This is a genomic window from Kribbella sp. NPDC048928, assembly GCF_043197975.1.
Lineage (GTDB): Bacteria > Actinomycetota > Actinomycetes > Propionibacteriales > Kribbellaceae > Kribbella.
Genome location: NZ_JBICUC010000012.1, coordinates 105,749 through 123,210 on the forward strand (window position 1 = coordinate 105,749; position 17,462 = coordinate 123,210).

The window sequence follows — 17,462 nt, forward strand, 5'->3', positions numbered from 1 at the left end:
AGGTGGGGCCACCTGTCCGCAGCTGACCGAATACGTCAGCTGGGGGTCAGGAGAGTTCGGCTTTGGCGAGGCGGGCGGCCTGCTTGGCCTCGTGGGCGAACTGCTTCGCCTCACGCTTGGCGGCCTTCGCGCCGCGCCGGGTCTCCCGCGTCGCCGCCTTCGCACTGCGCCTGGTCTCGCGCTTCGCCGCCTTCGCGCCGTGGCTCGCCCGCCAAGCGACACCAGGCTTGCCTTCGGTGTCCACGGCCGCCAGCAGCAGGCCGCCGAAGATCCCCAGGTTCTTCATGAACTGGATGCGCTGCTGGTTGCGGACGGCCTTGTCCTTCTCCTGCCAGAACGAGTGACCGGCGAGCGTCGTCGGCACCAGCGAGGCAGCCAGCAGCGACGCACCGAGACGGCGGCCCCGTCCGGTCGCCAGCGCGAGACCACCGAGCACCTGCGCAGCGCCGTTCAGCCGCACCAGGTTCGCCGTGGTGTCGGGGAGCCGGTCGCCGACCTGCGGCGGCGCCACCCGCTTCACCATCGGCACCAGCCGATCGGTCACCGGCTGCGCCTTCGGCACCAGCGGCTCGGGGTTGCGGATCGCGTTCGCGCCCTGCACAACGAAAATGACGGACAGCAACGGCCTGGCCAATGCGCGCACGACAGTCATGCCTCCCTTAATACACTACGTCCAGTCAGAGATCCGGTACCCACGGCTGAACGTGGGTCAGATCGGGCAGCCGTCGGGGCCGCAGGCAGCGTCACCGTCGGTGGTCGCGCCCGGAGCGGTGATCAGGGTCACCGGCTTACGGTCCGCGTTCGCGCGCCGGAGTGCTTCCTGGAAGACCTCAACAGGCTGGGCGCCGCTGACGCCGTACTTCTCGTCGATCACGAAGAACGGCACGCCGTTGGCGCCGTACGCCAGCGCTTGCGCCTGGTCCTCTGCGACCTCCTGCGCGTACGTCGACCCGGCCAGCACCTCACGTACTCGCTCGGCGGGGAGGCCGATCTCAGTCGCCAGCTCGGTCAGCGTGGTGTGATCACCGACCGGGAGGCCGTCGGTGAAGTACGCCTTGAGCAGCCGCTCCTTAAGACGCCCCTGCGTGTCGGCCGGCACCTGACCGGACTCGGCCAGCTCACGGGCGAGGTGGAGCAGGCGGTGCGCGTCGACGGTGTTCACCGGCTTCGCCTGGTCGAGGTGGTACTCCAGACCGACCTCGGCGGCCACCTCGGTGACCTGGGCGTTGGCCTGCAGGCCCCACTCGCGGCCGCGGCCGTACTTCTCGCCCAGCCGGGTCGCCAGGTCCCGCGAGTCGTCGTTCGTCGAGGACGGGTCCAGCTGGAAGCTGTGCCACACGACCTGCGCGGTGTCACCGCTCGCGACCAGGGCCTCTTCGAGCCGCCGCTTCCCGATGTAGCACCACGGACAGACGACGTCGGACCACACATCAATGCGCATAACAGTCGGCAACTGACCACTCGGTGGACCTATTCCCAACCAGGTACCCGTGTGACGCGTCTGACGCACCATGGACGAGGACCTTCTGCGGACCCTGTTGAAAGAGCAGCATCCCGACCTGGCCGACCTGGCGCTCCAAGAGGTGGAAGGCGGCTGGGGCAACCAGATGTGGCGCCTCGGGGACACGCTCGCTGTCAGAGTCCCACGTGAGGACACCACGCCGTACCCGCTCCTCAACGAACACCGCTGGCTCCCCGAGATCGCGGCCCGGGTGCCGCTGCCCGTCCCGACGCCGGTCCGGCTCGGTGAGCCGTCGGACCGCTTCCCCAAGACCTGGCTGGTCACCACCTGGGTCTCCGGCGAGCCGGCCGACCGTACGCCGATCAGCTCCGAGCTGGCTGCCGGCACACTGGCCGCCTTCCTGTACGCGCTGCACACGGAGGCTCCCGCTGATGCTCCGACGACCCCGGGCCGGGGCGACGGGCTGCGCGGTCACACCAAGGGCTTCGAGAACTGGGCGGACGAGTTCGCGATCGAGGACGCCGTACGGGAGGTCTGGGCCGACGGAGTCGCCGCGCCGGAGTACGCCGGTCCGCCGGTGTGGCTGCACAGCGACCTGCATCCCGCGAACGTGGTCGTTGCCGATGGCACCTTGGCCGGGGTGATCGACTTCGGTGACCTGTCGAACGGGGACCCAGCCACCGACCTGTCGGCTGCCTGGTTGCTGCTGCCGGACGGTGGGGCCGACCGCTTCTTCGAGGCGTACCCGGTCGACGGGCCGACCTGGCGCCGGTCCAGGGCCTGGGCCGCCGCCCGTGCCCTCTCCCTGATCGCCATCGGCACTGCCGGCGAGAAGGGTCTCCGCGGCGGCAAACCGACCTGGCTCCCAGCCGGCCGCGCCGCCCTGCGCCGCGTCCTCACCTGAGACCGGCCGCCACCTGATGCGGTGTCAGGGGGCGTGTCAGTGTGGCGGCGGTTCGGTGTCAGCGCGGGTCAGCAGAGTGGTGGCAACAACAACAGTTCGCAACCACTTGAAAGGCACCACGATGACTACCTACACCACCCCCGAGCCGATCTCCGCAGTCCTGGACATGCCTGCCGGGCGCATCGAGTTCGTGGCCGCCGAGCGCGGCGACACCACCGTCGAGGTGCTGCCGGCGGACCCCAAGAAGAGCCGTGACGTGAAAGTGGCCGAGGAAGCCCAGGTCGGGTACGCCGACGGTGTCTTGCAGATCCTGGTGCCGACCAAGAACCAGTACTTCGGGCCGAGCGGATCCGTCGCGGTCAGTGTGCACCTGCCGGCCGGCTCCGAGGTCCGGGTGAAGGTGGCCAGCGCCGAGCTCAAGGCGGTCGGGCGGTTCGCCGGCTTCACCGTCGAGAGCGCGCACGGGACCATCGACCTGGACGAGGTCGCTGCGGCGCACGTCACCACTTCGGCCGGGGACGTGCACGTCGCCAAGCTGAACGGTCCGGCGGAGATCCGTACCAGCAAGGGCGACATCAAGATCGCCGAGGCCGTGCAGGGTGAGGTCGTGCTCCGCACCGACGCCGGCAACGTGGAGATCGGCGCCGCCGCGGGGGTCTCGGCCTCCCTGGACGCCGGCACCGCGACCGGCCGGATCAGCAACTCGCTCAACAACACTGCCGGCGCCGCCGCGGAGCTGAGCATCCGCGCCACCACCAGCGTCGGCGACATCATCGCCCGCGGCCTCTGATCCCACTTCGGCAGCTCCGCGACACCATCCCCTGCGACACCCTGAAATCAAGGAGAACCACCATCATGGCAACGACATCTTCCGGCTTCACCGAGGCTGGACTGCGCCGGCTGCATGACGTTCTGGACCGGCACGTCGACTCCGGGAAGATCCCCGGCGTCGTCGCGCTGGTCAGCCGCGGCGACGGCGCGCCGCACGTGGAGACGCTCGGCAGCATGCGTCACGACGGCGATGCGCCGATGCGGCGGGACACGATCTTCCGGATGGCGTCGACGTCCAAGCCGGTCGCGGTCTCGGCGGCGATGGTGCTGCTCGACGAGTGCCGGCTGCGGCTCGACGACACGGTCGAGGAATGGCTGCCCGAGCTCGCCGGCCGCCAGGTCCTGAAGACGATCGGCAGCCCGGTCGACGACACCGTCCCGGCCCGGCGCCCGATCACCGTCCGGGACATCCTTACCTCGACGTTCGGGCTCGGCATGGACATGACGATGATCGGTACGCCGATCATGGCCGCACTGTTCGAGCAGGGCATCACCCCGAACCTGCCGGTGCCGATGCCGGAGCAGGACGAGTGGATGCGCCGCCTCGGCACGCTGCCGCTCATGTACCAGCCGGGTGAGCGCTGGCAGTACCAGATCAGCAGCGACCTGCTCGGCGTCCTGGTCTCCAGGGTGAGCGGCCAGTCGTACGACGAGTTCCTCCGCGAACGGATCTTCGAGCCGCTCAGTATGAAGGACACCGGGTTCTATGTGCCGGCCGACCAGATCCACCGGCTGCCTCCGCTGTACGCACCGGACCCGGCGACCGGCGAGTTCCAGGTGTGGGACGAGGCCGAGGGCGGCCGGCACAGCACGCTGCCGGCCTTCCAGGGCGGTGGCGGCGGGCTGAACTCGACCGCCGACGACTACCACGCCTACTTCCGGATGCTGCTGAACCACGGCGTCCACGACGGGCAGCGCATCCTGTCGCGGCCGGCCGTCGAGCTGATGACCAGCAACAGCCTCACCGCTGCGCAACTGGTGGATCGGGAGGCGTTGGCCCGCGACAACGTGCACATCTCGTTCGGCCAGGGGCAGCAGGGTGGTTGGGGCTTCGGGATGGCCGTTCGCACCTACCGCGGCGACTACGCGCCGGTCGGTCAGTTCGGCTGGGACGGCGGCGCCGGTACGTCGACGTACGCGGACCCGGTCAACCAGGTCGTCGGCGTACTGCTCACGCAGGTCGGCACCACCGTGCCGTCCGCCGTACAGCTGGCGAACGACTTCTGGACCACGCTCTACCAGGCACTCGACGACTGACGATGCTGTGAGTTGGCCGGCCTGCGCGAGAGTGCAGGCCGGCCGAGGGTTGCGGGACGGATTTGGTGTATCGCGGTATTCGAACGTATGATCGAATGCATGAGTGGGCGTCCGGCTGGCCGAGCATACGGCGAGAGTTCAGGCCCGTCGGGAGCGCCGACCGGTCGTACCGCTCTGTCCGTAGTGCCCGAGACGTCGCAGGCGGCTGGAGCGGGTGAGACAAACCGTCAAAGCGGCGGCCACTGGGATGCCGAGTTCTTGGCGTTGGTCGATCAGGTGCGCGCTGATGCGAGCCTCGCAGCTCGGTGCGGACTACTCGGCCGGTATGACGTGCCGGACGACTCTCAGCGCGGCGTGGGGTTGTTCGAGGCGGTGGCCTTCCAGGACACGTCTGAACTGAACGACTCGGGTTGGCTGGATCGGCAGGAAGCGATCGTTCGGCTGGAGGCACGGCTGGCTGCCCTGAAGGCCGAGGCGGTCAGCGGGTACGAGTCCTCGTTGCGCGGAGTGTCAGCCGATCTGGGGCACCGTCATCCCGAGCCTGGGGATCGGGACGCGGAGCCCGGCGAACGTCGGTGGGTGGCGGGCGATCTGCGGTCAACCGCTGACGAGCTCGCCTTGGTCTGGCACCTGCACAAGGGTGCTGCGACGGCCCGGATTCACACGTCCTGCGAACTGGTGCACAACTTTCCTGAGACGTTGCGGGCGCTGTCGGAAGGCGAACTGACCGAGCGGGCGGCGTTCCTGATCGTGCGAGAGTTGTCGGTCCTGGACGATCTGGACGCGATGCGTTCGGCCGAGACCGCGATGCTGGAGTGGGCGCGGAGTCATCCACTGCAGAAGGTGCGGCAGCAAGCCCAGCACGAGGCGGCGCGGCGTTCGCCGGAAGCGCGCAGCAAGTCCCACGCTCGGGCGATGGATGAGCGGTCAGTGCGGATCTTCCCGAACAGCGACGGCACGGCCGAGCTGATCCACACCCAGGACGCACTCGACGCGAGCGCGGTGATGAACAGCCTGACCCGTGCGGCGGCGTACCGGCGTCGGCAGGGCGATTCCCGTTCCATGGATCAGCTGCGCGCCGACATCGCCCTGGCGCGGCTCCTGCCACGCTCCGCAGTCGGCGGACCGGTCGGCAAGGCTGATGCTGAACTGGGCGAAGAGCCGACCAACGGCGCAGACGCCACCGTGGTCATCCACGCGACGGGCGCCGAGATCCGTGCGCTGATCGACGGCGAAGAGGGGACCGGAGGGACCGCCGAACACTACGGCCCGATTCCGCAGCAGTCCCTGCTCAAGCACCTCACCCGCATCCTCACCGTGAGCCTTCGGACGGCGGCAGGCCGGTCCCGGCTCCGACTTCGGCTCAGTGACGAACCACCGACCGGGAGGCCGGACAGGTACACGCCGGACGCCGCTGTCGATCGCTTCGTCCGCCAGCGCGATCGAACCTGCCAATTTCCTGGCTGCAATCAGCCGGCCGAGTTCGCGGATGTGGACCACCGCGTCGCCTTCGCGGAAGGCGGGCGCACGACCACAGACAACCTCCATTGTCTCTGCCGTCACCACCACCGCCTCAAACATGAAGGTGGTTGGGTCGTCACGTCTGATCCTGATGGCGCGACGACCTGGGTCAGCCCGGTCGGCCGACGCTACCGAGTGACCTCGGCTGATTCTGGCGTGCCTCCAGGACGGTCTGCTCCGGAGTCATCCCGCCTCGAGTAGTTCGAGCACCCGCCGGGCGCCGTACTCGATCGGCTCCGGAGCGGCCGACCGGTCGTGGACGAACTCTGCGATGCTCACGTACGCCGCGGCCGCCGACAATGCAACCGACGCGCGGCCGCCGGCTCGGAGCGCCGCCTCCACGAACAACTCGTCGACGCCCGGCTGGGCGCCGTCGCGGGCCGCCGAGGCAGCCAGACACACCAGGTCGTACGCCCGCGATCCGCCGCCCGCCGCCTCGATGTCCACGATCCCGGTGATCTGCCCGTTGTCGATAATTAGATTGCCGAGGTTCAGATCGCCGTGCACGAAGTCGTCCTCCGGGAGGGACGCCGAGCGGTACGGTGCGCACAGCTCGGCGTAGCGCCGGAGCAGCTCGCCGCCGTACGGGCGTACGCGTTCCCAGACGCCGTCCCAGCCCTCCAGCACGACACCGCGCGACCAGCCCGACCAGCTCACACCATCGCCGGGCACTAGGTCGCGCTGCAGCTCGCAGATCGCAATCAGCTCTCTGGCGAGCGCCGTGTCGACGACCGAGTAGTCGCGTACCGGCGTACCAGGAACGAACGCCTGCAGCTGGTACGGCGATCCGGCGGCGGTCGTACCAACGGCCAGCCACTGGGGTGTCGGATAACCGACGGCCCGCGCCCGCTGGACCAGCTCGGCCGCCTGCTGGACGCGGGGTGCCCAGCCCGGGTTGTCGGTCCACTTCAGCACCACGCCGCCGGACAGCTCGAATGCTCCGGACTGGAAGCCACCGGCCAGTTGCCGCACGAGCCGATAATCGGTGCCTAGGGCAACGTTCAGCTCGGCGACAACCGACGCGGTGCTCTCCGTCATGGAATCCAAGCCATCAGGGTGTCAGCCGGTGCAGGTCGCGGGGGAACAGCGTGACCTCACGGACGTTCTCGGCACCGGTCAGCCGGGCCACGAACCGCTCGAGCCCGATCGCGAACCCGCCGTGCGGCGGCATCCCGTGCTTGAACGCCTGCAGGTACGAGCTGTACGCCGGAGCGTCCGCCGACTCGCCCCGCGCCGCCAGTGCCGCCGCGTATTCGGAGTATCGATGCAGGCGCTGGCCGCCCGTGACCAACTCGACGCCGCGGAACAGCAGGTCGAACGAGTTCGACCAGCGGGGGTCCGACGGCTGCGGATGCGTGTAGAACGGCCGCTTCACCATCGGGTAGCCCTCGACCGCGACGAAGTCGCTGCCGTGCTCGCGCAGCGCCCACTCGCCGATCGCACGCTCGTCCGCGGGCGCCAGGTCCGGCTCGTCCGGGTCCGCACCGGCGATCTTCAGGGCTTCGCTGAAGTGCACCACCGGTACGTCGACCGGGATCGACGGCACCTCGACGCCGAGCCGCTCCAACGCACCGCCGGCCCGCGAACCCACCGCCGACAGCATCTCGGCGATCGTGGACCGCAGGACGGCGAGCACGTCGCGATGGTCGCTGATGAACCCGAACTCGGCGTCCAGCGACACGTACTCCGCCAGGTGCCGAACGGTGTCGTGCGGCTCGGCACGGAACACCGGACCGACCTCGAAGACCCGCTCGAACACGCCGACCATCTGCTGCTTGTAGAACTGCGGCGACTGCGCCAGGTACGCGGGCCCGCCGAAGTAGTCCAGCGCGAACACGTTCGCCCCCGACTCGGTCGCCGTACCGACGATCTTCGGCGTCTGGATCTCCGTGAACCCCTGACCGTCCAACGCACTCCGGAACCCGTGCAGCGCGGCCGCGGCAATCTCCCAGCCGGCCCGTACCACCGGATGCCGCAGCGCGACCGGTGCGTTGTCGAGCACGACGGGCAGTCCGGCCGAAACGGTCGGACGCCACAACTCGATCGGCGGGGTCTCCGCCGGTTCCGTCAGAAGCGAGATCACCGGGTCGACGATCTCCGCGCCACCAGGAGCCTGCGGGTTCGCGGCGACCGTACCGGTCACCTGAACCACTGTCTCCTCGGTCAGCTCGTCCAGCTGCTCCTGCGGACCCTTGACGACGATCTGCGCCAGGCCGGAACGGTCTCGCAGGATCAGGAAACTGACGGCTGCGAGCCGTCGTCTTCGGTGCACCCAGCCGGCCACCGTGACGGACTGGCCTACTGCTGAGGGGATCTCATGGCTGAGAATGCGCATCTGCTGTTTCACCTCCAGGTCATTTCTCGAACCCCGGAGGTGTGGGCGAAGGGGAATCTCGCGGTGCCACCACACCTTCACCAGACCTGCACAGCTCAGGTCGGTCTGGCCTCTTGCACAGCAGTCGCTCGGGAGTGTCTTCGCCACCGCTGCACGTATCGCCTTCTCAGCTACCGGCGACTCTCTCGGACGTGCAGTACGGGACTACTTGGTTCCGTCAACGCGAACAACAACCAGGATAGGCGATCCTGCAACCCGGTTTCACCGCCGGGACTGCGAGGGTGGGATCTGCGCCGTGTCGGTGTCCTCGCGGCCGCCCACCCTGGCGTGCACGGTGAACTGGTTGTTGGACCCGGTCCCGGGCAGCCACGCATTCCACTCCGAGTTGAGCGGCTTCTTGTAGTTGTTCGTCCAGCAGGTCGCGCGGCGGATGTCGCTGGTCCGGTCGCAGGTCCAGCCCAGGTCCCACGACGGCAGGAAGGTCAGGTTGCGGCCCCAGGAGATGTCGAGCTCGACCCGCCGGCCTTGGGCGCCGTTCACCTTCAGGAACCTGTTGTAGACGAAGGGGTTCGGGTCGGTGTGCGGGGTCGGCGTGAGGATCTGCAGCAGCGACTCGTCCTGCTGCAGCGCCGGCAGCACCTCGGAGTCGACGTCGCTGACCAGGTCGGCCTTCGCCGTCACAGTGAACGTCCGCGCCGCGGCCGACGACTTGTCCGGTACGTCGAAGCTCGCGGGCAGCGGAGCCGGCTTGTCGGGGTTGGCCGCCGTACAGGTCGCGGTGGATCGCGAGCACTTCCACCCGGCCGGGCTGGCCGCGATCGGCCACTCCAGTGCGGAACCGTACGCGAGCTTCAACGTCACGCTGGTCCGGCCGGTGCGCGGGGCAACGGTCAGGATCCGGTGGTGTACGTCCGGGTCGGCCTTGCCGTCCACGATCTTGAGCAGGTTCTCGTCGGTGCTGGCCGCGGCGTTCACGGTCGCCGAGTCGTCGTCGTACAGCCGGCCGGTGCGGGCCGAGACGGTGAACGTCCGTTGCGCGGCGGTGCCGCCGGTCGGCGCGGCGAACGTGACCGCCATCGGCTGCGGGTTCGTGGTGCTGCTCGCCGTGCATTTGCCGGTCGACTGCACACAGGTCCAGCCCGGCGGGTTGCCGGCCAGCGGCCACTCGAGCTCGCTGCCGTACTTGAGGCCGATCACCACCGGGTTCTTGTTCCCGGCGGGGGTCTTGATCGTGATCGTGAACCGGACGCCGCCGGCCTGCGCACCGTCGGCCCGCGCGGACCGGGTTGTTGGCCGGTCCGCCGGAGCGGGGCCGCCGCCGCTGTGCGGGATGCTGATCGTCACCAGGCCCTCGTCGAGAACCGGCGTCGTCGGGGTCGGCTTCGGCGGCGTACTCGGCGGAGGTGTCGGCGTCGGCACGGGCGTGGTCGGTGCCGGAGTTGTGGGCGCGGTCGTCGGGGGCGCGGTCGTGGGGGCCGTGGTCGGTGCCGTCGTCGGCTTGGTCGACGGCGGCTTCACGGTCGGCGGCTGCACTGTGGGTGGTTTCACCGTCGGTGGCTTGACCGGCGGTTGCGTCGGGTTGGTCCCCGGCGGTTGCGCCGACTGGGTCGGCTTGGGCGGCTGGTCGATCGCGGCCGGGGGAGTGTCGTTGCCGGTGAGCGCCATCGCCGCCAGCACCGCCGCGACTGCGACGACCACAACGGCGCCGGCGCCGACCGCGGTGCGGGTGCTGTTCTCGGTGACCTTGCGCCAGCCGGTGACGAAGAAGCCGACCAGGCCGATCTTCGCCCCCGAGGCAGCGGCCAGGTAGCCGAGGCCCGCGGTGCCCAGCAGGGCCGGGGCGAGCAGCGCCGGCAGCGCACTGTTGACCTCGACGAGCTCGAGGTACACCGCGGTGCACTTGGCGCAGTCGTCCAGGTGCTCGCGGACGTTCTTGTTCTCGCGCTTGGTGAGGCCGCCGCGGACGTACGCGCCGAGGCGCTCGGTCGTCCAGCGGCAGCGGTCGCCCGCGACGTCGGCCAGGTGCTGCTGCAGGTACGCCTGCCGCAGGCCCTCGCGGGCCCGGTAGGCGAGCGCGGACACGCCGTTCGCGGTCATGCCGAGCAGCGGCGCGATCGCGGCCGGCTTCTCGCCCTCGACCTCGGTGTGCCACAGCACGGCCTGCCAGCGCTCCGGCAGGCTCGCGAACGCCTTCGCCGCCGCACCGCTCTCGAAGCCGGTGACGGTCGGGTCGTCGAACGTCTCCGGCTCCCGCTCGTACGCGGCGATGTCGCCGGTGGACTGCACCTTCTTGCCGGAGCGGATCCGGTCGACGTGCACCCGCCGGACCGTCGTCAGCAGGTAGGCCCGGAACGAGACGTCCGGGCCGCCGCCGGCGCGGAGCGCGTCCAGGACCTTCGAGAACGCGTCACTGGCCAGGTCGTCGGCGTCGTTGGCCGGTACGAGCTGGCGGGCCATCCGTTCGGCGGCATGGTGGTGCCGCGCGTACAGCTCGCCGTACGCGTCCAGGTCGCCGTTGCGGACACGCGCGATCAGCTCGGCGTCGCTCGGTGCATCCGGCTGACCGTCCGGCGTCTCCATCCGTCTCCCCGTGGCTCTGTGACAACTCTCCGTGCGGCAACGTGACGGTGCGTCACTTTTAGTTGCCGAGGACAAGGCTCCCACGTGTGACGCCCGAACGCATCATCTCTGACGCGGGAACTGTGCCTCTTTCCTTACGACAGCGCCAGTCCCGAAGTTACGCGAAAAAAAGTGCCGAGAAATTTCTGCGAATCCGCGTCATGAACCGGCACCGGGTCTGTCTCATCGCCGTACGACGCTTCCGGCCGGCCGGTCGGGAGACTGACGGGACACCTGAGGAGGGCCATGTCGCTGTTCGCGGACATCCGCCGACGGCTCGACCTGCGTCCGAGCAAACCGTCCCTGAACCTGGCGGGGTCGCCCGCCCGGCCTGCGCCGGAGGCGTCGTCAACCGAACCACCGAGCGGGCGGAGGGATCCGCTCGGCACACCTGGTACCGATCACAGCGCCTATCTCGCGATCGCCGAGGCGCTCACCGACGGTGCCGATGTCGTGCCTGCATCGGACGAGACCGGACGCCGCCTCGCGGCCGATGGAGTCTCACTGGTGGAGGCACTTGATGGGCTGAGTGCGTTGTACCGCTCGATCGCCGGGGGCGAGCCGGCTTTCGCGGCGGTACGCGCACTCAGTTCCAGCTGGGCAGATGCCTCGCTTGTCTACCTGCACTCGCTGTCCTGCGAGGACCCGCTGACCGGGCTGTCCAGCCTGGCGCACCTGCGGTCCCGGCTCGGCGAGCTCTACCGAGAGGCGGAGTTCCGTGGAACTTCCGTACCGCAAACCCATGCACTGGTGGTTGTCGAACCGCTCGATCCCCCGGGCACGACGCCGTTCGACCGCGAGCTCCGCCTCGTCGACGTGGCGGAGTGCCTGCGGATCGTCTTCTGCGGCGGTGACGTACTGGGCCGCGTCGGCACACACCGCGCGGCGGCGGTCGTCGGCCGCGAGCCGAACCTGCCGGAGCAGGTCGCGACGGTACGAGCCCTGATCACGCAGTGGCGGCTGGACACCGACGTACCGCAGCTGGCCCGGACCTGGATCGAGGGCCTGCCCGCCAGTGACGCCATGGCCGGGCGGTTGCTCGACGAACTGGCCAGACCCTGAACTTGCGCCCGGACGCCTACAGGGGGGCGCCCGGGCGCATCACACCGGCGGCGGATCGCTCAACACGGGGTGGGCGATCCGCCGCCTTATGTCTCCAGCAAGCGCTCGATCAACTCGGCGTATCCGATGCCGGCGCCGGCCGCGGCGACCGGGACCAGGCTGCCGGGGGTGAGCCCGGGCAGCGCGTTGACCTCGAGGCAGTACGGCGTACCGGCGGCGTCGCAGCGGAAGTCCGCGCGGGAGTACGAGCGACCGAAGCCGAGGGCGTGGTGCGCCCGGACCGCGAGCTCCTGCAGGTGCTCGGCCAGCTCCGCGGGAATCGCTGCCGGGCAGACCTCCCGGACTGCGCCCGGCTGGTACTTGGCCTCGTAGTCGAACAGCGGCGTCGTCAGCTCGATCTCCGTGACCGGCAACGGGCTCCCGCCGATCACTGCGACGGTGAACTCCCGCCCGCTCAGGAACGGCTCGATCAGTACGGGACTGTCGGCCGTGACGTCCTCGATCGAGTGCGCCAGCCGGACCGCCACACTGGAGCCCTCGGCAACCGGCTTCACGACCACTGGCCCGTTCGCGAGCAGATCCTTGATGCCGGCCGGCGGCTCCGGCTGCTCGGCCGGGTCGAACTGCACCCGGGGCGGCACCGGGACCCCCGCCGCTTCGAGCACCGCCTGGCTGCGGCCCTTGTGCCAGGTGATCGCGCAGACGTCACTGCCGGCTCCGGTGAACGGGATGCCTGCCAGTTCGAGCATCGCCTGCACGTGGCCGTCCTCGCCCCAACCGCCGTGCAACGCCACGAAGACCCGGTCGGCGTTGCGGAGCTGCTCGTGGACCGGGCCGCTGGTGAGAGTCGCGTACATCCGTCGGCCGAGCGCAGCGCGCTCCGACGCGGCCGGTGGCACCGACGGCACCAGTACGGCGGCGTCGTCGGCGGACACCCGCTCGGCGAGGACCGGCTGCTCGGCGGCCGGGTCGACGAGCATCACCTCGTGGCCGCGCTCGGTCAGCGCCTTCGCCACTGCCCAGCCCGACGAGCGGGACACGTCCCGCTCCGAACTCTCGCCGCCGCACAAAACCACGACTCGCATGACAACTCCTTACTGCTGACTACTGTTGACGCTCGGAGCCGCCGGGAAGTTCGGATCAGGTCTCCTGCACGGCGGCTGCCGGCAGGGGTTCGGGCTCGAGGTGAATGTAGCGCGGGCCGCGGAACAAGGATGCGGCGGCGCCGACCAGCGACATCCCGATCGCGACCGCGAACACGATCACCAGACCGTGGTGGAACGGGCCGGAGATCAGTTCCGGGAAGAACTGCTTGCTGGTCAGGGTACTGAGGTCCGCGCCCTTGATCGCCGACGCCGGGACGGCCCCGAGGGCGGTCCCGATCGGGTTGTAGCCGAGGAACGCCGCGAACAGGCTGCCCACCGGCGGCTGGTTCCCGATGCTCGCGGCAACGGCCTGCGGTACGCCGTGCGCGTGCAGTCCGTCGGTGAGCGTACGGGGGAGTGTCTGTGCCAGCCCGGCGATCATCATCGTGAAGAACACGCCGATCGACAGCGACGTCCCCGAGTTCAGGAAGGTGCCGCGCATGCCGGAAGCCGCGCCGCGCCGGTTGGCCGGCACGCTGTTCATGATGGCGGTGGTGTTCGGCGCCGAGAACAATCCGGAGCCGACGCCGTTCAGTACCAGCAGTCCTGCGAACGCCCAGTAGCTGAAATCGGTTGGCAGCACCATCAACCCGGCGAAACTCAGCGCGACCAGGAGCAGCCCGCCGGTGGCCAGGGTCCGTGCGCCGAGCCGGTCGGAGAAGTAGCCCGACAACGGTCCCGCGATCAGGAACGCCACCGTCAGCGGCAGCAGGTAGATGCCGGCCCACAGTGGCGTGCTCTCGAAGCTGTAGCCGTGCAGCGGCAGCCAGATGCCCTGCAGCCAGATGATCAGCATGAACTGCAGCCCGCCACGACTGACCGACGAGAGCAGGCCCGCGAGGTTGCCCGCGGAGAACGCCTGGATCCGGAACAGCGACAGGTCGAACATCGGGTCCGTCGTACGCGCCTCGACCACGCAGAACACCACCAGCAGCGCAACGCCGGCGATCAGGCCGGTCAGCACCCACGGGCTCGTCCAGCCCATCTCGTGCCCGCCGTACGGCTGGATCCCGTACGTGATCGCGACCAGGATCGCGGTCACGCCGACCGCGAACAACGCGTTGCCCCACCAGTCGATCCGGGCCGCGGTCCGAGTACTGGTCTCCTGCAGGCTGCGGTACGACCAGATGGTGCCGAGCAGGCCGAACGGGACCGAGACGAAGAACACCAGCCGCCACTCGACCGGTGCCAGCACACCGCCGACGATCAGCCCGATGAACGAGCCGCCGATCGCCGCGACCTGGTTGATCCCGAGCGCGAAGCCGCGGCGGTCCGCGGGGAACGCGTCGGTGAGGATCGCGGTCGAGTTCGCGAACAGCATCGCGGCGCCGACACCTTGCACGATCCGCCACAGGATCAGCCAGAGCGCGCCGCCGCTCTGCGTCAGTGGATCGAACACGAGCGCCACGGAACCGGCCGTGAAGACCGCGAACCCGAGGTTGTAGATCTTGACCCGGCCGTAGATGTCGCCGAGCCGGCCGAGCGTCACGACCAGGACGGCGGTGACGACCAGGAAGCCCATCAGCATCCAGAGCAGGTAGCTGACGTTGCCCGGACGCAGCGGGTCGAGCTTGATGCCACGGAAGATGTCCGGCAGCGAGATGATCACGATCGAGGAGTTCACGGTCGCCATCAAGACGCCCAGCGTGGTGTTGGACAGTGCCACCCACTTGTAGTGCGGGTGATCCCGTTCGACCGCGAAACGACGGACGGAGTTGTCGCCTGAAGTCACAGGAGCACTTCCCCAGAGAGAGGTAATTTGCTTAGCAAAGCTAAGTATATCTCGTACCCGGAGGCTGACCTCCGCTGGGGGGTTACGGCGCGGTTATGGCACCACGACGACGACCGGGGCGTCCTTGCGGCAGGTGAGGCGGTGGCCCAGGGAGCCGGTGAGGCGGTGCCAGCGCTTCGAGGAGCGGCCGACGACGACCAGGCGGGCGTCGACCTCGCGGGCGACGTCGGACAGCGTGCCGATCGCGTCGCCGTACTCGCCGACGAAGCTCAGCTGGACGCCGGCCTCTTGGGCTCGGCGGCCGGCCTCGGCCTCGATCTCGGCGGCGAGTTCCTTCTGGGTGTCGCGGGCGGCGGCGAAGTCGTACGGAACGCCGAGCGCCGCGGTCGGATCGGAGTACGGCATCACGTACACCGCGACCAGGCGGCCGTTGGTCCGGAGCGCCTCGCCGGCCGCCCACGCGAAGGCGTCCCAGCTGGTCGTCGAACCGTCGAGGCCGACGACGATCGCCGGCTCCGCGGTGGGAAGGTCCCGGGGGAGGCGGCGCGAGAGAGGTTCGCGGGCTTCGGCGTCGTAGTTCATTCTGGTCACCTCTTCGGCAACGGGGTGCGGCTGTCCTGGCTCTCGCCGGCGAGCTGGATGAGGCGTGCGAGCGCCGGTACGGCGGCATGCAGGGCCTCGGCGTCGGTGTCGTCGAGCTTGTCGATCAGGTCGGTGAGGGTCGACGCGCCCTCGGTCCGCATGTCGCGGAGCCGGGCGCTGCCGGTGTCCGTACTGGCAACGAGGACGACGCGGGCGTCCGCGGCATGGCGGCGGCGCTCGACCAGACCGAGGTCGGCCAGCTGCGTGACCAGCGCGGTCATCGACGGCTGGGTCACCTCTTCGCTGACGGCCAGGTCGGTCAGTCGCCGCGGCCCGGTGCGCTCCAGCGTGGACAGTACGGAGGCTGCCGTCAGGCTGAGCGTGCGCGGGCGGCGCCGGATCGCAACCGTCGCCAGACCGAAGAGAGCCTCGCCCACCGTGGCGCTGCGGGTACTCATACGACAAGTATAGGCACAGTTATATAGCTCAAGCTATGTGATCTGCAGCGTGTCGGTGCAGGTGTCTAGGCTGGTCGCATGTGCGGTAGGTATGCGTCCGGGCGGGCGCCGTCGGATCTGGTCGCGGAGTTCGAGATCGAGGCGGGCAACGTGCGTGAGTCCGTCGAGGACCTCGGCGAGAACTACAACGTCGCGCCGACCAACCAGGTGATCGCGGTCGTCGAGCGGAAGAACCGCGAGCAGCCCGACGAGACGGTCCGGAAGCTGACCACGGTCAAGTGGGGTCTGGTGCCGTCCTGGGCCAAGGACACCTCGATCGGCAGCCGGCTGATCAACGCGCGGATGGAGACGGTCGCCGAGAAGCCGGCCTTCAAGAAGGCGTTCGCCACCCGGCGCTGCATCCTGCCCGCCGACGGGTACTACGAGTGGTACACCGCCGAGGAGAAGCTGAACGGGAAGCCCGTCAAACAGCCGTACTTCATCCACCCGCCGGACGGCAGCGTCCTGGCGATGGCCGGGCTGTACGAGATCTGGCGGGACAAGTCGGTCGAGGACGCGGACTCCGACGACGCCTGGCTGTGGACTTGCACGGTGCTCACCACGTCGGCCACCGACGACCTCGGCCGGATCCACGACCGGATGCCGCTGCTCGTCGAGCGCGAGCGGTACGACTCCTGGCTCGACCCCCTGTCCTCGGACCCCGACGAGCTGATCGAGCTCCTGGTACCGGCCGCTCCCGGCCGTCTCGAGGCGTACGCCGTCTCCAAGGCCGTCGGCTCCGTGAAGAACAACGGCCGCCACCTCATGGACCCGCTGCCGCCCGACGGCCAGGACCCACAGGACGGCCCGAGCACGCTCTTCTGAGCTCTTCTGGGTTTCGCTCCCACGCTCCACCGGTCCTGATGACAGGATGGGGCGGGTGACCGACGAACGGATTGTGGGGACGCCGCACGGAGAGGCGCGGATCGTGGCGCATCGCGCCCGCCGCCCGGTGGCGACGCTGGCTCTCGGTCACGGTGCCGGGGCCGGGATCGAGTCCGGTGACCTGACCGCCCTGGCCGCCCGGCTGCCGAAGCAGGACATCAACGTGTTCCTGATCGAGCAGCCCTGGCGCCGGGCCGGCCGCAAGCTCGCCCCGGCGCCGAAGCTGCTCGACGAGGCCTGGATCTCGATCATCGGCCAGCTCCGGGTCCGGACGCCGCTGGTGATCGGCGGCCGCAGCGCCGGCGCGCGCGTCGCCTGCCGGACGGCGAGCAGTCTGGGCGCGTCCGGCGTACTGGCAATGGCTTTCCCGCTGCACGCCCCCGGGAAGCCGGAGAAGTCGCGGGTCGGTGAGCTCCAGGGCGCCGGCCTGCCGACGCTCGTCGTCCAGGGGGAGCGGGACCCGTTCGGTACGCCGGAGGAGTTCCCCCCGCTCACCGAGATGGCGGTCGTCCCGGACGCCGACCACGCGTTCAAGGTGCCGAAGCGCGCCGAGCTGGACCAGCAGGAGACGTACGACCTGCTCGTCGAAGCGGTGTTCGAATGGGTGATCCGCGAGATCTCCGGCTGACG

At 69.5% G+C, this 17,462-nt stretch carries 16 protein-coding genes; 7 read left to right on the forward strand and 9 right to left on the reverse strand.

Going from position 1 to position 17,462, the window contains the following annotated elements:
* Window positions 1-46 precede the first annotated feature (46 nt).
* Both ACGFI6_RS38785 and ACGFI6_RS38790 read right to left on the reverse strand, forming a co-directional pair.
* Complete coding sequence (locus ACGFI6_RS38785) at window positions 47-652, reverse strand: DoxX family protein (RefSeq protein WP_393127661.1); 606 nt, start codon at window positions 650-652, stop codon at window positions 47-49.
* Window positions 653-709: 57 nt separating this feature from the next.
* Entirely contained in the window at window positions 710-1,441 is a 732-nt protein-coding gene (locus tag ACGFI6_RS38790) for a DsbA family protein (RefSeq protein ID WP_393127662.1), read from the reverse strand.
* Window positions 1,442-1,511: 70 nt separating this feature from the next.
* Between ACGFI6_RS38790 and ACGFI6_RS38795 the strand changes: the two genes are divergently transcribed.
* From ACGFI6_RS38795 to ACGFI6_RS38810, 4 genes are all read left to right on the forward strand, one after another.
* Window positions 1,512-2,366 carry an aminoglycoside phosphotransferase family protein gene (locus tag ACGFI6_RS38795; protein WP_393127663.1) on the forward strand — a complete coding sequence of 285 codons (855 nt, stop codon included), beginning with the start codon at window positions 1,512-1,514 and terminating at the stop codon, window positions 2,364-2,366.
* A 121-nt stretch (window positions 2,367-2,487) separates the two neighbouring features.
* Window positions 2,488-3,156 (forward strand): DUF4097 family beta strand repeat-containing protein, encoded by a 669-nt coding sequence (locus ACGFI6_RS38800; protein WP_393127664.1) that lies wholly within the window; start codon window positions 2,488-2,490, stop codon window positions 3,154-3,156.
* A gap of 65 nt (window positions 3,157-3,221) precedes the next feature.
* Window positions 3,222-4,454 carry a serine hydrolase domain-containing protein gene (locus ACGFI6_RS38805; protein WP_393127666.1) on the forward strand — a complete coding sequence of 411 codons (1,233 nt, stop codon included), beginning with the start codon at window positions 3,222-3,224 and terminating at the stop codon, window positions 4,452-4,454.
* A 99-nt stretch (window positions 4,455-4,553) separates the two neighbouring features.
* On the forward strand, window positions 4,554-6,176 hold the full coding sequence (locus ACGFI6_RS38810; protein ID WP_393127667.1) for an HNH endonuclease: 1,623 nt from the start codon (window positions 4,554-4,556) through the stop codon (window positions 6,174-6,176).
* Here the strand turns inward: ACGFI6_RS38810 and ACGFI6_RS38815 are convergent.
* The 3 genes from ACGFI6_RS38815 to ACGFI6_RS38825 all read right to left on the reverse strand — a co-directional run bounded on the left by ACGFI6_RS38815 (window position 6,159) and on the right by ACGFI6_RS38825 (window position 10,890).
* Entirely contained in the window at window positions 6,159-7,013 is an 855-nt protein-coding gene (locus ACGFI6_RS38815; RefSeq protein ID WP_393127669.1) for a phosphotransferase family protein, read from the reverse strand. The genes ACGFI6_RS38810 and ACGFI6_RS38815 overlap by 18 nt on opposite strands.
* A 13-nt stretch (window positions 7,014-7,026) precedes the next feature.
* Window positions 7,027-8,310, reverse strand: a complete 1,284-nt coding sequence (aspS, locus tag ACGFI6_RS38820) for an aspartate--tRNA(Asn) ligase (RefSeq protein WP_393127670.1) — start codon at window positions 8,308-8,310, stop codon at window positions 7,027-7,029.
* A 261-nt stretch (window positions 8,311-8,571) separates the two neighbouring features.
* On the reverse strand, window positions 8,572-10,890 hold the full coding sequence (locus ACGFI6_RS38825) for a sigma-70 family RNA polymerase sigma factor (RefSeq protein ID WP_393127671.1): 2,319 nt from the start codon (window positions 10,888-10,890) through the stop codon (window positions 8,572-8,574).
* A gap of 285 nt (window positions 10,891-11,175) precedes the next feature.
* Here ACGFI6_RS38825 and ACGFI6_RS38830 point away from each other — a divergent pair, with 285 nt between their 5' ends.
* Complete coding sequence (locus ACGFI6_RS38830; protein ID WP_393127672.1) at window positions 11,176-11,991, forward strand: hypothetical protein; 816 nt, start codon at window positions 11,176-11,178, stop codon at window positions 11,989-11,991.
* 86 nt (window positions 11,992-12,077) lie between these two features.
* Here the strand turns inward: ACGFI6_RS38830 and ACGFI6_RS38835 are convergent, their stop codons facing one another.
* The 4 genes from ACGFI6_RS38835 to ACGFI6_RS38850 all read right to left on the reverse strand — a co-directional run bounded on the left by ACGFI6_RS38835 (window position 12,078) and on the right by ACGFI6_RS38850 (window position 15,908).
* On the reverse strand, window positions 12,078-13,076 hold the full coding sequence (locus ACGFI6_RS38835) for a hypothetical protein (protein WP_393127673.1): 999 nt from the start codon (window positions 13,074-13,076) through the stop codon (window positions 12,078-12,080).
* A 55-nt stretch (window positions 13,077-13,131) separates the two neighbouring features.
* Window positions 13,132-14,868 (reverse strand): MFS transporter, encoded by a 1,737-nt coding sequence (locus ACGFI6_RS38840; protein WP_393127674.1) that lies wholly within the window; start codon window positions 14,866-14,868, stop codon window positions 13,132-13,134.
* 93 nt (window positions 14,869-14,961) lie between these two features.
* A complete protein-coding gene (locus ACGFI6_RS38845; protein ID WP_393127675.1) occupies window positions 14,962-15,450 on the reverse strand; it encodes a universal stress protein in 489 nt (162 codons plus the stop codon).
* Between the two features lie 5 nt (window positions 15,451-15,455).
* Window positions 15,456-15,908 carry a MarR family winged helix-turn-helix transcriptional regulator gene (locus tag ACGFI6_RS38850; RefSeq protein ID WP_393127676.1) on the reverse strand — a complete coding sequence of 151 codons (453 nt, stop codon included), beginning with the start codon at window positions 15,906-15,908 and terminating at the stop codon, window positions 15,456-15,458.
* Between the two features lie 78 nt (window positions 15,909-15,986).
* Between ACGFI6_RS38850 and ACGFI6_RS38855 the strand changes: the two genes are divergently transcribed.
* Complete coding sequence (locus tag ACGFI6_RS38855; RefSeq protein WP_393127678.1) at window positions 15,987-16,772, forward strand: SOS response-associated peptidase; 786 nt, start codon at window positions 15,987-15,989, stop codon at window positions 16,770-16,772.
* A 46-nt stretch (window positions 16,773-16,818) separates the two neighbouring features.
* Window positions 16,819-17,460, forward strand: coding sequence for an alpha/beta family hydrolase (locus ACGFI6_RS38860; RefSeq protein WP_393127679.1), 642 nt, complete (start codon window positions 16,819-16,821; stop codon window positions 17,458-17,460).
* Window positions 17,461-17,462 lie beyond the last annotated feature (2 nt).

Coding starts and splice junctions, on each gene's coding strand:
- ACGFI6_RS38800 (WP_393127664.1), top strand. CDS start 2,488: ATGACTACCTACACCACCCCCGAGCCGATCTCCGCAGTCCTGGACATG.
- ACGFI6_RS38815 (WP_393127669.1), bottom strand. CDS start 7,013: ATGACGGAGAGCACCGCGTCGGTTGTCGCCGAGCTGAACGTTGCCCTA.
- ACGFI6_RS38845 (WP_393127675.1), bottom strand. CDS start 15,450: ATGAACTACGACGCCGAAGCCCGCGAACCTCTCTCGCGCCGCCTCCCC.
- ACGFI6_RS38805 (WP_393127666.1), top strand. CDS start 3,222: ATGGCAACGACATCTTCCGGCTTCACCGAGGCTGGACTGCGCCGGCTG.
- ACGFI6_RS38825 (WP_393127671.1), bottom strand. CDS start 10,890: ATGGAGACGCCGGACGGTCAGCCGGATGCACCGAGCGACGCCGAGCTG.
- ACGFI6_RS38785 (WP_393127661.1), bottom strand. CDS start 652: ATGACTGTCGTGCGCGCATTGGCCAGGCCGTTGCTGTCCGTCATTTTC.
- ACGFI6_RS38830 (WP_393127672.1), top strand. CDS start 11,176: ATGTCGCTGTTCGCGGACATCCGCCGACGGCTCGACCTGCGTCCGAGC.
- ACGFI6_RS38835 (WP_393127673.1), bottom strand. CDS start 13,076: ATGCGAGTCGTGGTTTTGTGCGGCGGCGAGAGTTCGGAGCGGGACGTG.
- ACGFI6_RS38855 (WP_393127678.1), top strand. CDS start 15,987: ATGTGCGGTAGGTATGCGTCCGGGCGGGCGCCGTCGGATCTGGTCGCG.
- ACGFI6_RS38790 (WP_393127662.1), bottom strand. CDS start 1,441: ATGCGCATTGATGTGTGGTCCGACGTCGTCTGTCCGTGGTGCTACATC.
- ACGFI6_RS38860 (WP_393127679.1), top strand. CDS start 16,819: ATGGGGCGGGTGACCGACGAACGGATTGTGGGGACGCCGCACGGAGAG.
- aspS (WP_393127670.1), bottom strand. CDS start 8,310: ATGCGCATTCTCAGCCATGAGATCCCCTCAGCAGTAGGCCAGTCCGTC.
- ACGFI6_RS38810 (WP_393127667.1), top strand. CDS start 4,554: ATGAGTGGGCGTCCGGCTGGCCGAGCATACGGCGAGAGTTCAGGCCCG.
- ACGFI6_RS38850 (WP_393127676.1), bottom strand. CDS start 15,908: ATGAGTACCCGCAGCGCCACGGTGGGCGAGGCTCTCTTCGGTCTGGCG.
- ACGFI6_RS38795 (WP_393127663.1), top strand. CDS start 1,512: ATGGACGAGGACCTTCTGCGGACCCTGTTGAAAGAGCAGCATCCCGAC.